The sequence below is a fragment of the Allopontixanthobacter sp. genome, assembly GCF_034376665.1.
Lineage (GTDB): Bacteria > Pseudomonadota > Alphaproteobacteria > Sphingomonadales > Sphingomonadaceae > Allopontixanthobacter.
The window spans coordinates 1-14636 of the sequence record NZ_JAXMJI010000027.1 but is presented as its reverse complement, the minus strand read 5'-3'; the positions used below and the strand labels follow the sequence as shown (position 1 = coordinate 14636).

Here is a 14636-nt window from a genome sequence, read left to right as displayed (position 1 = left end):
CGCGAAAGGGGCCTGTCAGGCACCAATGTGCCGCTATTCCAGAAAGGCGACCAAAGCATCGCCCAGCGCACCCTCAGTGACCGAACTCATGTGGGTGCCGGGGATTTCGGCATAGACTGCATCCGGCAACGCCTCGGCCAGCTTTGGTGCGGAACCGTTGTCCCGGTCCTGATCGCCGCACAGCACCAGTGTCGGCATGGTGATCGCAGCCAGGTCTTCAGGGCTCGTGTCGGCGACCGATTGCAGCAGCAGCCGGGCGGAGACGCGGTCCACCTGCATGGTCTTCATGAAGCTGACCGCCATGAACGCCGGGTCGCCCCGCTTGACCTCATCATAACGGTCGATTGCGTCGATGAAGAAACTGGCGCGCCGCGACCATCCGCTCAGGCCCTCCAGCCCCATACCCGCCAGCACCAGCCGGTGCGGTGCGAGCCCCTTGATCACGGCGCGGACGGCGGTTCGGGAACCGAGCGAAAAGCCCACCAGGTCAAAATCGGCGAGTTCCAATTCGGCCACCAGGGCCGCGACATCCCTCGCCAGAACGTCGGGCGGATAGGCGGCGCTGTCATGCGGCTTGTCGCTGTCCCCATGCGCGCGCAGGTCGGGCATGATGACGGCAAAGCCCGCATCGGCCAGTTTCTGCGCATGGCCGAACCGAATCCAGTTCATCTCCGCGCTGGAAAACAGGCCGTGGAGCAGCATAACTGGCCGCGCGCCAATCTTATCGGGGCCCATCCGGTGCACGGCGAGTTTGACTCCGTCGAAGGAGGGGAGGTGATCGGTCGTCAACTTGCTCACCGCTCGGTCAGACCCTGCTCGTTCATGCGCCACAGGACCATTTCAATCCGGTCCTGCCCGAAGAACGGCTCGCCGCCGAACACCAGCGTCGGCACGCCCCAGTGGCCCGCTGCCTCCAGCGCCTGCTGGTTGGCTGCCAATTCGGCGTCGAGAGCTGCGGCGTCGGTTTCGGCCTCGTGGGCAAGTTCCGACAGGTCGAGCCCGGCGCGGGTTGCCGCACCCGCCAGATGTTCGTCCTCGTTCCAGCCAGGTGTTCCACCCCAGATCAGCCTGGCCACTTCATCCGCAAACGCCAGCCCCTTGCCCCGCCGCGCCGCGGCCTGGCCCATTCGGGTAAGTCGGTAAATTTGGGGCTGATCCTCCGCAATCTTGCGGGTCGCGAAGTCCTGCACGATCGGATCCGGCTGCGGGAGAGCGAAGGGAATGCCGTGAAACTGGGCGACGCGCATCATATCCCGGAAGGTATAGGCGAGCCAGTTGGGGTGATTGCGCTCAAAGAAATCCGGCTGCCGGATCGCCAGCGGATAGACCGGCCTGAGCGCGATCTCGACATCGAACATCTTGGTCAGTGCGCGATACCGCCCGATCGCGAGGTAGGAATAGGGGGAGCGGAAGCTGAAGAAGAGTTCTGCTGAAAGGGTCATGTTACAGACCTAGCCAATGCCGACTGGCTGTTCAATCTGACCCGACAAGTTAATCGGGCAGCTTCAGGATTTCCTGCGGAGAAGGGCAAACAAGTCCTTCTCCGTGGTGGGCGTCCCGCGGGCAACTTCCCGGCCATTGCGGAATACCACGACAGTTCCGAAACCGGTGATCCGCAAGCGCTTCCAAACTGCAGGCGGCGTTTTCTCCACGACGCGAAACACGTTCATCGAGCGAAATTCTGGTTGCTTCATCGCCTTTTCGAACAAGGGGGCCTGCAATTTGCAAGGCAGACACCAGGGCGCATAGGTTTCCACCACCACCAGACCGTTGCCCTGCTGCGCTTGGGCGAAGGCCGCTTCGCTGAAATCGGCTGCTTCGGCAGCACGGGCCTGTGCCGGCCATAAGGCTATTGCGATCAGCAGGGCCCAGGTCAGCCGGATCATTGGATCAACTCCCCTCGGGGATAGAAGGCGAAGAAGGCGAAGGCAAAATCGATGCTGTAGGCAACATCATCCTGTGCCCGGGTAATCCGAACATTGCCTATATCGCGCCCGTTCGAGATACGGCTGCTGTCCAGCGCTGAATTCTGCCCTGCAATCCATTCGATGCGCAGTCCGCTCTCGGTTAGTACCGGAGAATTGCGCCGGACATAATCGAGCGACCATGCGCGCGGTCCCACCCGGACGACGCGCGCCATCGGATCGATATTCCGCGGCAACTTCCCGCGGTAAAGAAACGGCGCGGGCGCTGAATCGTAACCTTGATACGGGTTCCTGCCATAATCGCGAGCAGTCGTGTCGTTGGGAACCAGTACCTGACCTTGTGGAAACTCGTCTCGGAACAGCCGCCATGCCTCGATCCGCGCAGGTACGGCAGTCAGCGTCGTCCCCGTCATGGTGCCGACAATTGCCTCCCCGGTGAACTGTTGCCAGAAGCTCTCGGTCTGATGGTCGTACATCACCAGATCGGAATGCCGCAGCCGCCCTGTGGTCCCGAAACTGAGAATTTTGCCGTCGACGCGGCGATCGAACACCATGGAGGTGTTGCAGAGCGGGCAATACGTCACTGCCACCGGCACGCCGCAATGATCGTGATGGACGATTTCGTGCCAGATCAGAACGCGATAGGGAAAGGCATAGGCGCCGCATTGGCCCGTCAGAAAGATCACCGGCTCGTCATCGCCCAGATCCTTGATTTCACTAACGGGCAGGAAGTTTGCATCCAAAATCGCGGGGATCGCATCGCGCGGGACACCGCCAAATTTGATTTCAGCCAGATCAACCGAACTTTTCGACAAATCAAGCTGAGGAAACTCGCGGTTGAGCTTTTCCGCGCTCTGACTGCTGACCTGCGAAGCCGGGATCAGCAGCAGCATCAGGCCGGTGAGAATTGCTACAACATAGCCAAGTGTACGCCCGGTTGGGATTACCTTCACGATCCTTGCTCCTCTGCCAGGACGTTCGTGGCCGGAGCTAGACTGGTTACAGTTGTTTGGGAGATATCATCCCTTTTTCAGGTGCCTACGTCCCAGCAGTTCCGCAATCTGCACCGCGTTGAGCGCGGCGCCCTTGCGCAGATTGTCCGATACGCACCACAGCGCAATGCCGTGTTCCACCGTCGGATCGTCGCGCACCCGGCTGACATAGGTCGCGCTGTCGCCCACGCATTCCACAGGCGTGACATAGCCTTCGTCCTCACGCTTATCGATCAGCATGACGCCCGGTGCCTCACGCAGGATGTCCTGCGCCTGTTCGGCGGTCAGTTCGTTTTCAAACTCGATATGCACCGCTTCGGAATGGCCGACGAACACCGGCACCCGGACACAGGTAGCAGTCAGCTTGATTTTGGGATCGAGGATCTTCTTGGTTTCGACCACCATCTTCCATTCTTCCTTGGTCGAACCATCGTCCAGGAAGACGTCGATATGCGGGATCACGTTGAACGCGATCTGCTTGGTGAAAGCGCGTGGTTCGGGTTTGTCACCGACGAAGATGGCGCGGCTCTGTTCGAACAATTCGTCCATCCCGGCCTTGCCCGCACCGGAAACCGACTGATAGGTGCTGACGACGACCCGCTTGATCGTGGCGGCATCGTGCAGCGGCTTCAGCGCCACCACCAGCTGCGCGGTCGAGCAATTCGGATTGGCGATGATATTGCGCTTGGTATAGCCATCGATCGCATCCGGGTTCACCTCCGGCACGATCAGCGGAACATCGGGATCCATCCGGTAGAGCGAACTGTTGTCGATCATCACGCAGCCTGCCGCAGCGGCCTTGGGCGCGTATTCCCGTGTGACGGTCGAACCGGCTGCGAACAAGGCGATATCCCACCCGGCGAAGTCGAAATGTTCGATGTTCTTGCATTTCAGCATCTTGCCGGTGTCGCCGAATTCAACCTGGGAGTTGTGCGAGCGGGAGCTGGCCACGGCGGCGATTTCCTCGATCGGAAATTCCCGCTCGGCCAGAACCGCCATGATTTCCCGGCCGACGTTCCCTGTCGCCCCGACCACAACAACGCGATAACCCATCATTCAACTCCAAAAACTATGTGTGCCCGCACTAGAGGCCGCATGACCCTGTGCAACGCAATTCCTCTTGGGGGAGGCAAAAATACCTATTCAGGCGGCACAACCCCGTGGCGTTCCAGGAAGCCGAAGATCGTGTTCCACAGATGGGGACTGATCTGCTCCCCCGAAACCCGGTGGGTCGATCCGGGATAGAGCATCATTTCGAACGGGCGGTTGGCCCCCTGCAATTTCGCAATCAATTCGGAGGAATTTTCGAACACCACATTGTCGTCCGCCATCCCGTGGATCAGCAGCAGCGGATCGGTGATCTTCTCCGCATCGGGAATGGCGCTTGCCGCTGCATAGGCCTCCGGCACCTGCCGCGGATCGCCCATGTACCGCTCGGTGTAATGGGTATCGTAAAGCTCCCAGCGCGTGACCGGCGCACCGGCAATGCCCGCCGCATACAGGCCCGGATCGGCCTGCATCTGCTTCAGCGTCATATAGCCGCCATAGGACCAGCCATAGAGCGCGATCTTGCCGGGATCGACGAAATCGAGCGACTTGAGATATTCCGCACCGGCTTTCTGGTCGGCGACCTCGACCCCGCCCATTGCCCGGTACAGCGGCTGTTCGAAAGCCACCCCGCGATTGGCGCTGCCGCGGTTGTCCAGTTCGAACCAGATATACCCGGCATCGACCACCGCCTGCTGCAACGCGCCGTCCCAGCCGGCAGTAACCGTCTGCGGCCCCGGGCCACTGTAGTGGTGGTAGAACACGGGATAGCGCTTGCCCGGCTTCATTTCGGGCGTGACCATCTTCCAGTGAAGATCGGTGGCACCATCCGCGGCCTTGATTGTCCCGAATTTCGCCGGACGATGGCTCGCCAGATAAGGCGCATAGGGATGCTCCCCGCCGAGCGCATTTTCCTCAACCCAGGCGAGCCGCTTGCCGGTCTGGTCGGCAAGGTAAGTCTGCGGCGGCTGGTGGTGCGATGACCGGCTGACGAGCAGAGCCTTGCCCGCCTTGTCCATGCTGGCCGAGTGTGTGAACTCACTCTCCGTCAGGCGCTCGATTTCGCCCGGCTCGGGATTGTCGAGGCTGAAGGCATAAACGTGCTCTTCGCGCGGATTGGCGTAATTGGTGCCGGTAAGAAATACGCGGCCCTGTGCTTCGTCGATACCCAGCAGTTTGGTCACAACCCATTGGCCTTTGGTCAGCCGGTTCCAGCGGCCTTCCCGGAAAAGATAGAGATGGCCAAAGCCATCCCGCTCGCTCCACCAGATCAGCGAGCCGTCCTTTAGGAACCGGTAGTTGTCGCTGAGGTTGATCCAGTAATCCTTCGCCGCGGCAGTTTCGGTGAACATGACCTCACTCGCGCCCGTTGCAGGATCTACCTTGAGCATATCGAGCACGGTCTGCGCCCGGTTCTGGCGCTGCACATACAATTTGCCATCGGGTGCCCAATCAACCCGCGCGAGATAGAAATCAGTCGGATCCTCGGCGTTGTAATGGGCCGGGTCCTGGCCGGAGGTCAGATCGACTTTCGCCCGGTTGCCGCCGTCGGGATCCATGACGAACAATTCCACCACCGCGTTGTCGCTGCCGGCGACGGGATAGCGCTGGTCGAATACCTTGGTCCCGGTCGCACCGATGGCCGCGCGGGTGACGATACCCACACGCGCCTCGTCGGTGCGCTGCACGGCAATGCGGGTGTCGTCGGGCGACCACCAGTATCCGGTCAGGCGGGCCATTTCCTCCTGCGCGACGAATTCCGCCTCGCCCCAGCGGATGGTTTCGCCTTCCCTCGGGGTTATCGGCACTGCCGCAGCGCCGACGTCGCCCACCCATAACTGCCGGTCACGGATGAAGGACACCAGCTTGCCGGTGTTGCTGAGCGCGGGGTTGAGCTCGCTTTCCTCGGTATCGGTAAGTCGCGTAATGTCGCCGCCTAGCCGCGCCAGGTACAAATCGCCGTCCAGCGGAACCAGCAGGGCATCGCTGCCGGCGGCCCATTCATAGGTTACGATACCCGCCAGATCCCCGATCCGCTGGCGTTCGCGCTGCATCTTCTCGTCTTCGGACAGCTCCCGCCCCGATGCGAATTTCTCCGAATCGACCAGCATCGACCATTCACCGGTTTCCCGGTCGTAACCCCACAGATCATAGCGATCCTTGTCCGTTTCGCGGTTGCGCAGCACGGTCAGATAGCGCCCGTCCGGCGACAGCTTGACGCCGCGTGGCACCGGACCGTTCAGGCTCGGACTGGCGAACACCTGTTCGAACGTGAGATCACTCTGCACGCTCACGCTGCGGTCCTGCGCAAAGCTCGGCGCGGCGAGGGCAAATACGGCGGCGGCGGCAAGTAGGGGTAAGCGCATGTCAAGGATCGTCCCTCTTCAGTTCGTCACCGCGAGCAATCGGCGGGCGGACACTGGAGGGCTTTGCGCCTGCCCGCAATGGCGAATGCTGGGCCCGAATGCAAAAAGGGCGGCTCCCGCAGGAACCGCCCTTTTGTAACTCGGTAGCCCGAAGCTTACGCTTTCGGTGCGTTGTCCCGCCGTTCGGCGATACGGGCGCGCTTGCCGGTACGGCCGCGCAGGTAATACAGCTTCGCGCGGCGCACGATACCGCGGCGAACCACGGTGATGCTGTCCACGATCGGCGCATAGATCGGGAACACGCGTTCCACGCCTTCGCCGAAGCTCATCTTGCGGACGGTGAAATTGCTGCCCATGCCGCGGTTGCTGCGGGCGATGCACACGCCTTCGAACATCTGGATACGCTCGCGCGTGCCTTCGACGACCTTCACGCCTACGCGGACGGTATCGCCCGCACGGAAAGCCGGTATTTCTTTCGTTACCTTGGAAATTTCCTCGGCTTCGATCTGCTGGATAAGGTTCACTGACCCTGGTCCTCATTTTCTCGTCGCGCGCCAGAGGCAGAACGGTCCCGAACGCCACAATGACGTTCCCAAAGGTCCGGTCTGCGTAACCGTGTGTGATCTTCCGACATGGCTTTCCGCCACGCCGCGATCTTCGCATGATCCCCCGATCGCAACACTTCGGGGATCGTGCGCCCTTCCCATTCCTGAGGCCGGGTATAGTGAGGATATTCGAGAAGGCCTTGTTCAAAGCTTTCTTCGGTACCACTCGAAGCCGCGCCCATTACGCCGGGAAGCAGCCGAATGCAAGCGTCGAGTATCATCAGCGCAGCCGGTTCCCCGCCCGACAGGACGATGTCGGCAAGGCTGACCTGCTCGATCTCCGGACGCGCCTCGAACAATCTCTCGTCGAAGCCTTCGAACCGCCCGCAAATAATGGCGACACCGGGTCCGGCGGCAAGTTGGCGGATGCGCGCCTGAGTGATCGGCTTGCCGCGCGGGGTCATGGCGAGGATGGGGCGAATTTCCTCCCCCAGCGGGGGAGGGGGACCATCCAAGGCCTTGGCCGCCGGATGGTGGAGGGGCACAGGCGAATGGCCCGAACGTGCCCCTCCACCCCCGACTTCGTCGGCGGTCCCCCTCCCCGTTCCGGGGAGGATTGAGTCAAGCGCAGCCGCCAGCACATCGGGTTTGAGCACCATGCCCGCCCCACCGCCTGCAGGCGTGTCATCGACCGTGCGGTGCTTGTCGCTGGCGAAATCGCGGATCTGTACGGTTTCGAGCGACCACTTCCCCTCATCCAGCGCGCGCCCTGCCAGCGACACGCCCAGCGGCCCGGGAAACATCTCCGGATAGAGCGTGAGGATTGTGGCGGCGAAGGTCATTCTGCAATCAATCAACCACGAACGCGGAGTCGACAATAGCCCGCTCTGCACTCCATTCGGGCACCGCATCCTGATTCATCGGGACCATGAAGCGTTTGCCGGGTTTGCCGTCCACCGGCGGGCGTTCGATTTCAAGGATGTCGCCCGCACCGAAATTCAGCACTTGGACGATTGCGCCCAAGGCCTCTCCGCATTCCGAAACGGCAGGCAGGCCAAGCAGATCGGCGTGGTAATATTCACCCTCGGCGAGGTCCGGAAAATCGGCGCGGGTGATGGTCAGCGCGGTGCCGCGCAGTTTTTCTGCCGTGTTCCGGTCCGTACATTCGGCGAACCGGGCGACCGCGCCGCCCTTGTTATCGTCGCGGATTTTCTGGAGCGTGAAGGCGCCCTCGTTGAATCTTTTATAGCGCTTCAGTTCTGCCCAGCCTTCGCCGAACAATTTCAGGCGGACTTCGCCCGTCACACCATGCGCGCCGATAATGGCTGCCAGGGTCACTGGCGATGGTGCGACGGGTTTGTCCTGTGACAAAGGGATCAGCCCTCGGTCTTTTCTTCGGAAGCAGCTTCTTCGGCAGGGGCTTCTTCGGCGGGCGCTTCTTCGGCCTTGGCTTCTTCAGCCGGGGCTTCTTCAGCAGCTGGTGCCTCTTCAGCGGCAGCTTCTTCGGCAGGCGCTGCTTCGGCAGCTGCTTCAGGTGCAGCTTCTTCAGCAGGAGCTTCAGCAGCAACCTCTTCAACTGCCGCTTCTTCAACAGCCGCTTCTTCAGCTGGTGCAGCCTTGGCTTCTTCCACGGCAGCCTTTGCAGCTTCATCGGCCGCTGCAGCTTTTTCGGCCTTTTCTTCAGCGCGTTCCACGGCCTTTTCGCCGGGCTTGCCCTTGTTCGGGTTGACGCGTGCAGCACGTTCGCGGACACCGGCGGCGTCGAGGAAGCGGGCAACACGGTCGCTCGGCTGGCCGCCAACGCTCAGCCAGTAACGGGCGCGGTCTTCGTTCAGCGTGACGCGCTTTTCATCGTCCTTGGCGAGCAGCGGATTATAAGTGCCGATCTGCTCCAGATATTTGCCGTCACGCGGCGCGCGAACGTCGGCCGCCACGATCCGGTAGTAAGGACGCTTCTTGGAGCCACCGCGGGAAAGACGGAGTGCAATTGCCATTGTAGTTTACCTTTCGAATGTAAGTATCTGATATTATTTCTTGTTGAGTAATTTCTGAAGATCCGGCGGGAGGTCGCCCATTCCGTTACCGGGGCCGCCCATTCCGCCCATGCCGCCGCCGCCGAGGCCGGGCATGGCCGCCCCCATTCCGCCTTTGCCGAAGAGGGCACCGAGGCCCTTGAGGCCGCCCATCTTCCTGATCTGCTTCATCGCCTTGGCCATTTCCTGATGCATTTTGAGCAGGCGGTTGACGTCCTGCACCTGCATCCCGGCGCCCGCCGCAACGCGCTTCTTGCGCTTGGCATTCAGCAAGGCCGGATTGGCGCGTTCCTTCGGCGTCATCGAGCCGATCACCGCGTCCATATGGACCAGGACCTTGTCGTCCATCCCGCTCTGCGCCATCGCGGCCTTGGCCTTCTTCATGCCCGGCATCATCCCGGCCAGCATGCCGAGACCGCCCATGTTCTGCATCTGCTGCAACTGGGTGCGCAGATCATTGAGGTCGAACAGACCCTTCGACATCCGCCGCGCCTGTTCCTCGGCGTCAGCGGCGTTGATCGTGGCGGCCGCTTTTTCAACCAGGCTGACGACATCGCCCATGCCCAGGATGCGATTGGCGATCCGGCTGGGCTGGAACGGTTCGAGCGCGTCCAGTTTCTCGCCCGTGCCAGCGAATTTGATCGGCTTGCCGGTGACATGCCGCATGGACAGCGCCGCGCCGCCGCGTGCATCACCATCCATCCGGGTCAGGATCACACCCGTCAGGCTGACTTCGCTCGAGAAATTCTGCGCAACGTTGACTGCGTCCTGCCCGGTCAGCGCATCGACCACCAACAGCACTTCTGTCGGCGTGGTGATGGAGGCAACCGCCTTCATTTCCGCCATCAGCGCTTCATCGACGTGCAGGCGGCCCGCGGTATCGAGAAGCAGCACGTCGGAATTCTGGAGACGCGCCGATTCAAGCGCCCGGCGCGCGATATCGACCGGCTGCTGACCCGCCACGATCGGCAGCGTCGCGATTTCGATCTGGGTGCCGAGCACCGCCAATTGTTCCTGCGCCGCGGGACGATTGACGTCGAGCGACGCCATCAGCGCTTTCTTGCCGTGCTTTTCGCGGATGAACTTCGCCAGCTTGGCCGTCGTGGTGGTCTTGCCCGAACCCTGCAGGCCGACCATCATGATCACCACCGGCGGTTTCGCTTCGAGGTTCAGACCCTCCTGCGTCTCCCCGCCCAGCGTTTCGATCAATTCGTCATTGACGATCTTGACCACCTGCTGGCCGGGCGTGACCGATTTCAGAACCTCGGCACCGATGGCCTTTTCGGTTACCCGGTCAACGAATCGGCGGACCACCGGCAGCGCAACGTCAGCTTCCAGCAGCGCCACGCGCACTTCGCGCATCGCATCGCGAACATCCTGTTCCGACAGCGCGCCGCGCCCGCGCAGCTTGTCGAACACTCCGCCAAGGCGGTCGGATAGACTGTCAAACATAGTCCTCACTCCTCCGCCGCAGCCAGTGCAGCGCTAAATGCCAAAAACGCCGGCGAACGAAACCTCGTTGGCCAGCGTGCGATCCTTTGGGACCGGCTTTTTCAATTCTCGGCCATTTTGCCGGATTTTGTTTCGGGTCGGAAGCGAAAATCGTGCTTTGCGAGAACCGGCGCGCAGCGGGCATTCAGCCCGTGAGCACCGGAAGCGCAGCAAAGCGCGATTTGCAGCCCGTCCCGGAACAAAATCCGGTGAAATGGTGGAGCCTAGCGGGATCGAACCGCTGACCTCCTGCATGCCATGCAGGCGCTCTCCCAGCTGAGCTAAGGCCCCTTAACCAATATCGTACCAATTTCCCCTGCCTAATGGCCGGGAGGCAGCCCTTTATGGAGTGCCTCCCGATTTTGCAAGGACCGAATTGGCAGGCGGGTCTTAAATTTCCGGACCTTCGTCGTCGCCCTTGCCCTTGCTTACGCCAAGGTCGTCATCGCCGCCGAGATCGACATCATTGTCCGGCGAATCCTCGCCGTCGTCGATATCTTCCAGATCTGCATCATCATCGTCGGCCAGGTCGCTATCCGCTTCCTTGTCCTTCTTCTTCTCGTCCTCGAACGGAATCGGCTGCTTCGATTTCAGCACCGGTTCGGGATACCATTGCTCACCGCATTCGATGCAGGTCGCTGGTTCTTCCTTGCCGAGATCGTAGAAGCGGGTGCCGCATTTCGGGCAAGAACGCTTGGTGCCCCATTCTGGCTTGACCATTGTATTTCCTTAACTGTCGCCCGGACGGACCCGCCGGGGGAGAAAAATTCTTCAAAAAGCTTGATGGAAACCGCCCGTGCATGAGCATCGACGCAGAATCAAGAGCGGGCGCGCCTTGCCATAGGGTGATGGCACTGTCAAAAGCCGCCGCGCCCGGTACCCTCATCCATATAGGACTGAACTCGCTTGTCTGAAACCCCCACATCCCGCCCGACACCCCGCAGATTCGCGGCCTCGGGCCCGCTGCGCGGCACCATCCGCGTGCCGGGGGACAAATCGATCAGCCACCGTTCGCTGATGCTCGGCGCGCTCGCGGTGGGCAGAACCACCATTCGCGGGCTGCTCGAAGGTGAAGACGTGCTCGCCACCGCCGCCGCCATGCGAGCGATGGGCGCGGTGATCGAACGGGACGATGAAGGCCTGTGGAGCGTTCACGGCGTCGGCGTCGGCGGCTTGCTGCAACCCCGCCAAGCGCTGGACATGGGCAACAGCGGCACCTCCACCCGGCTGCTGATGGGCGTGATCGCCAGTCACGGGATCACCGCCAGCTTCATCGGGGACGCGAGCCTGTCGGGCCGCCCGATGGGCCGCGTCATCGAGCCCCTGTCGCAGATGGGCGCGGATATCACCGCCAGTCGCCCGGAGATCGGCGGCGGCACCCTGCCGCTGATGATCCGCGGCTGTCTGCCTGCGGTCCCCATCACCTACCGCCTTCCCGTCGCCAGCGCGCAGGTAAAAAGCGCGATCCTGCTCGCGGGCCTGAACACGCCGGGTATCACGACCGTCATCGAGCCGGTGCCCACGCGCGACCATTCGGAACGGATGCTGCGCGGATTCGGCGCGGACCTTACGGTGGAGGAAGCTGACGGCGTGCGCACCAGCCGCATCCGCGGCGAAGCGGAATTGACAGCGCAGGACATCGAAGTGCCCGGCGATCCATCGTCCGCCGCTTTCTTCATCGTCGCCGCGCTGATCGTGCCGGGCAGCGACCTGATCATCGAAAATGTCGGCCTCAACCCCACCCGTGCCGGGATCGTCACCGTGCTGCGGGCTATGGGCGGCAGTATCGAGGAGCTGAACCCGCGCGAAGTGGGCGGCGAGCCGGTTGCCGATCTGCGCGTGCGGCACTCCGCGCTGAAAGGCATCGAAGTCGACCCCGCCCTCGCCCCCAGCATGATCGACGAGTTTCCTGTGCTGTTCGTGGCGGCGTCGATGGCAAACGGCCGCACCACCACCAGCGGGCTTGAGGAATTGCGCGTCAAGGAAAGCGACCGTCTCACGGCCATGGCCACTGCGCTCGAAGCCATCGGCGCAAGGGTCACCGAAACCGAAGACGGCCTGCTGATCGATGGCACCCGCGGCGAACAGCTGGCTGGCGGCGGACCGATCACCACCCAACTCGATCACCGCATCGCCATGAGCATGGCCATTGCCGGCCTGGTCTCCAGAGACGGCGTCGAAGTGGACGATACGAGACCCATCGCGACCAGTTTCCCCACCTTTGAAATCATGCTCTCCGAAAGGGCTTCATGACCGATTACATCACCCCCTTTACCGCCGATCTGATCGGCTTTGCGGGCAGTTTCTGCATCGTCGCCGCCTATGCCTACAGCAACGTAGTAAAGGCCATGAACATGGTGCTGTTCAACCTCGTGAACTTCCTCGGAGCCGCGCTGCTGACGGTGTCGCTGACAGTCAATTTCAACCTGCCGACCATGGTTCTGGAGATCGTGTGGATGGGAATTGCCCTGTTCGGGCTGGGACGTGCGTTGCTCGTACGCCGCAAGTCTGCTGCGGAGGTACAAGACACGCCATGATCATCGCGGTCGACGGCCCGACAGCGTCCGGCAAGGGCACCATCGCCAAGGCGTTGGCGGCGCATTACGGACTGCCGCATCTCGATACCGGGCTGCTTTACCGAGCGGTCGGCCGGCAGGTCGCGCTGCAAGGCGGTGATCCCGACAAGGCGGACGATGCGCTGGCGGCGTGCGATTTCCCGGACGCGGTGCTGTCCGATCCCGAATTGCGCACCGAACACACCGGCGGTCTCGCCAGCCGCGTATCCATCCATCCTGAGGTACGCCGGGCGCTATATGATCGCCAGCGCAGCTTTGCCATGCAGCCGGGGGGTGCGGTGCTCGACGGGCGCGATATCGGCACCGTGATAGCCCCCGAGGCGGACGTGAAGCTGTTCGTCACAGCTACGGTCGAGGCACGCGCCGAGCGGCGCTTCCGGGAAATGGAGGACCGCGGCGGCGGCGGCACCACCCTTGCCGACATCGCCGCCAACCTGCGCCGCCGCGACGAACGCGATTCGGGGCGCAAGGATGCCCCTCTCGCCATCGCCAGCGACGCCTATGTGATCGACACCACCGGCCTCGACCGGGCGGAGGCGATCAGCGCCGTAATCGAGATCGTGGACAGCGCATTGAAAGCCCGCGCGGCCAAGCCCCGATAGGCCCTGTCCTACAGGCCCTCGACTGGCGCATAGCCGGTGCATGACCTGCACGCCCAAACCCAATCCGCTTCCTCCGACACCTCCGGGCAACCGCAGGACTGTTTTATTTTCTGCCAGGGCCGATGTGTCACCTTCCCGGTTCAAACCCGCGGGAACGCGCCGTCGCGGCCGGGTTACACACGATGTTGGAAGTGTCACTTGTGTAACCCTGCGCAGAGCGGCCCGGCCCCGGATCGGTTCACCCCAATTCGCTTGCCTTTTGTGCGCCCCTCGCTTAAGCGCGCCCCGTCTGACGGGCTGCGGCCGTGGTCGGAGGCAAGCTCAAAAGCATTGCCGGTTTGCATGACGGCCCTTCGGGGTCGGAGCCCTCACGGGCCTGCTGCCGGTTTTCCTGCCCCGCCGTACTGCATTCCGTCGGACCTTCATCGCGGCATCCGGCCCGGTGGAGAGTTCGGCCACAAGACCCCGGGAACCAACCTGGCGGCCGGAAAAACAGTGTAGGAAACTCTAACCCATGGCATCAACAGCCAACCCAACGCGCGACGATTTCGAAGCGCTTCTCAACGAACAATTCGGCGGCGCCGACGACGGCGGCTTTGAAGGCCGCGTCGTAAAAGGCACCGTGACCTCGATCGAAGGCGGCTTCGCCGTGATCGACGTCGGCCTCAAGAGCGAAGGCCGCATCGACCTCAAGGAATTCAACCGCGGCGAAGAAGGCCACGGCCTCAGCGTCGGCGATGAAGTCGAAGTCTATGTCGACCGCGTCGAAAACTCCGACGGCGAAGCCATGCTCAGCCGCGACCGCGCCCGCCGCGAAGCCGCGTGGGACAAGCTGGAAAGCGAATTCGGCGAAGGCGTCCGCGTCGAAGGCCGTATCTTTGGCCGCGTCAAGGGCGGCTTCACCGTCGATCTCGACGGCGCCGTGGCCTTCCTGCCCGGCAGCCAGGTCGATATCCGTCCCGTGCGCGATGTCACCCCGCTGATGGAAATCCCGCAGCCGTTCCAGATCCTCAAGATGGATCGGCGCCGCGGCACTATTGTCGTCTCGCGCCGCGCCGT

At 62.4% G+C, this 14636-nt stretch carries 15 protein-coding genes, 1 tRNA gene and 1 pseudogene; 4 read left to right on the top strand and 13 right to left on the bottom strand.

Features of this window, described 5'->3' with window-relative positions:
- Window positions 1-33 precede the first annotated feature (33 nt).
- The 13 genes and pseudogenes from U0988_RS02695 to U0988_RS02635 all read right to left on the bottom strand — a co-directional run bounded on the left by U0988_RS02695 (window position 34) and on the right by U0988_RS02635 (window position 11119).
- On the bottom strand, window positions 34-798 hold the full coding sequence (locus U0988_RS02695) for an alpha/beta fold hydrolase (RefSeq protein ID WP_322291107.1): 765 nt from the start codon (window positions 796-798) through the stop codon (window positions 34-36).
- Entirely contained in the window at window positions 795-1442 is a 648-nt protein-coding gene (locus tag U0988_RS02690) for a 2-hydroxychromene-2-carboxylate isomerase (RefSeq protein ID WP_322291106.1), read from the bottom strand. The genes U0988_RS02695 and U0988_RS02690 overlap by 4 nt, the downstream gene beginning before the upstream one ends.
- Window positions 1443-1505: 63 nt before the next feature.
- The gene (locus tag U0988_RS02685) at window positions 1506-1886 is read right to left on the bottom strand and encodes a thioredoxin family protein (RefSeq protein WP_322291105.1); all 381 of its coding nucleotides are present in this window, start codon (window positions 1884-1886) and stop codon (window positions 1506-1508) included.
- Window positions 1883-2878 carry a DUF3179 domain-containing protein gene (locus U0988_RS02680; RefSeq protein ID WP_322291104.1) on the bottom strand — a complete coding sequence of 332 codons (996 nt, stop codon included), beginning with the start codon at window positions 2876-2878 and terminating at the stop codon, window positions 1883-1885. The genes U0988_RS02685 and U0988_RS02680 overlap by 4 nt, the downstream gene beginning before the upstream one ends.
- Window positions 2879-2944: 66 nt before the next feature.
- Window positions 2945-3970: an aspartate-semialdehyde dehydrogenase gene (locus U0988_RS02675; protein ID WP_322291128.1), complete on the bottom strand. Its 1026-nt coding sequence runs from the start codon at window positions 3968-3970 to the stop codon at window positions 2945-2947.
- An 86-nt stretch (window positions 3971-4056) separates the two neighbouring features.
- Complete coding sequence (locus U0988_RS02670) at window positions 4057-6330, bottom strand: DPP IV N-terminal domain-containing protein (RefSeq protein ID WP_322291103.1); 2274 nt, start codon at window positions 6328-6330, stop codon at window positions 4057-4059.
- A gap of 155 nt (window positions 6331-6485) precedes the next feature.
- A complete protein-coding gene (gene rplS, locus U0988_RS02665; RefSeq protein WP_322291102.1) occupies window positions 6486-6854 on the bottom strand; it encodes a 50S ribosomal protein L19 in 369 nt (122 codons plus the stop codon).
- Complete coding sequence (gene trmD, locus U0988_RS02660) at window positions 6851-7717, bottom strand: tRNA (guanosine(37)-N1)-methyltransferase TrmD (RefSeq protein WP_322291101.1); 867 nt, start codon at window positions 7715-7717, stop codon at window positions 6851-6853. The genes rplS and trmD overlap by 4 nt, the downstream gene beginning before the upstream one ends.
- Before the next feature lie 7 nt (window positions 7718-7724).
- Complete coding sequence (gene rimM / locus U0988_RS02655) at window positions 7725-8246, bottom strand: ribosome maturation factor RimM (protein WP_322291100.1); 522 nt, start codon at window positions 8244-8246, stop codon at window positions 7725-7727.
- A 143-nt stretch (window positions 8247-8389) separates the two neighbouring features.
- A pseudogene (rpsP, locus tag U0988_RS02650) lies at window positions 8390-8869 on the bottom strand (30S ribosomal protein S16); the annotation flags it as partial.
- 33 nt (window positions 8870-8902) lie between these two features.
- The gene (gene ffh / locus U0988_RS02645) at window positions 8903-10360 is read right to left on the bottom strand and encodes a signal recognition particle protein (protein ID WP_322291099.1); all 1458 of its coding nucleotides are present in this window, start codon (window positions 10358-10360) and stop codon (window positions 8903-8905) included.
- Between the two features lie 254 nt (window positions 10361-10614).
- Window positions 10615-10690, bottom strand: a tRNA-Ala gene (locus tag U0988_RS02640).
- Window positions 10691-10789: 99 nt separating this feature from the next.
- A complete protein-coding gene (locus U0988_RS02635; RefSeq protein ID WP_322291098.1) occupies window positions 10790-11119 on the bottom strand; it encodes a TIGR02300 family protein in 330 nt (109 codons plus the stop codon).
- 186 nt (window positions 11120-11305) lie between these two features.
- Between U0988_RS02635 and aroA the strand changes: the two genes are divergently transcribed.
- The 4 genes from aroA to U0988_RS02615 all read left to right on the top strand — a co-directional run.
- Window positions 11306-12652, top strand: a complete 1347-nt coding sequence (gene aroA / locus U0988_RS02630; RefSeq protein WP_322291097.1) for a 3-phosphoshikimate 1-carboxyvinyltransferase — start codon at window positions 11306-11308, stop codon at window positions 12650-12652.
- On the top strand, window positions 12649-12936 hold the full coding sequence (locus tag U0988_RS02625) for a CBU_0592 family membrane protein (RefSeq protein ID WP_322291096.1): 288 nt from the start codon (window positions 12649-12651) through the stop codon (window positions 12934-12936). Before aroA ends, U0988_RS02625 begins: the two co-directional genes overlap by 4 nt.
- Window positions 12933-13577, top strand: coding sequence for a d(CMP) kinase (locus U0988_RS02620; RefSeq protein WP_322291095.1), 645 nt, complete (start codon window positions 12933-12935; stop codon window positions 13575-13577). Before U0988_RS02625 ends, U0988_RS02620 begins: the two co-directional genes overlap by 4 nt.
- 514 nt (window positions 13578-14091) lie before the next feature.
- Window positions 14092-14636, top strand: a 545-nt coding sequence (locus U0988_RS02615) for a S1 RNA-binding domain-containing protein (protein WP_322291094.1), incomplete at its 3' end; no start/stop codon positions are given.

What these genes read in the sequence shown, in the direction of transcription:
- U0988_RS02690 (WP_322291106.1), bottom strand. Translation starts at nt 1,442, where the DNA reads ATGACCCTTTCAGCAGAACTCTTCTTCAGCTTCCGCTCCCCCTATTCC.
- U0988_RS02685 (WP_322291105.1), bottom strand. Translation starts at nt 1,886, where the DNA reads ATGATCCGGCTGACCTGGGCCCTGCTGATCGCAATAGCCTTATGGCCG.
- U0988_RS02675 (WP_322291128.1), bottom strand. Translation starts at nt 3,970, where the DNA reads ATGGGTTATCGCGTTGTTGTGGTCGGGGCGACAGGGAACGTCGGCCGG.
- U0988_RS02670 (WP_322291103.1), bottom strand. Translation starts at nt 6,330, where the DNA reads ATGCGCTTACCCCTACTTGCCGCCGCCGCCGTATTTGCCCTCGCCGCG.
- trmD (WP_322291101.1), bottom strand. Translation starts at nt 7,717, where the DNA reads ATGACCTTCGCCGCCACAATCCTCACGCTCTATCCGGAGATGTTTCCC.
- ffh (WP_322291099.1), bottom strand. Translation starts at nt 10,360, where the DNA reads ATGTTTGACAGTCTATCCGACCGCCTTGGCGGAGTGTTCGACAAGCTG.
- U0988_RS02635 (WP_322291098.1), bottom strand. Translation starts at nt 11,119, where the DNA reads ATGGTCAAGCCAGAATGGGGCACCAAGCGTTCTTGCCCGAAATGCGGC.
- U0988_RS02625 (WP_322291096.1), top strand. Translation starts at nt 12,649, where the DNA reads ATGACCGATTACATCACCCCCTTTACCGCCGATCTGATCGGCTTTGCG.
- U0988_RS02620 (WP_322291095.1), top strand. Translation starts at nt 12,933, where the DNA reads ATGATCATCGCGGTCGACGGCCCGACAGCGTCCGGCAAGGGCACCATC.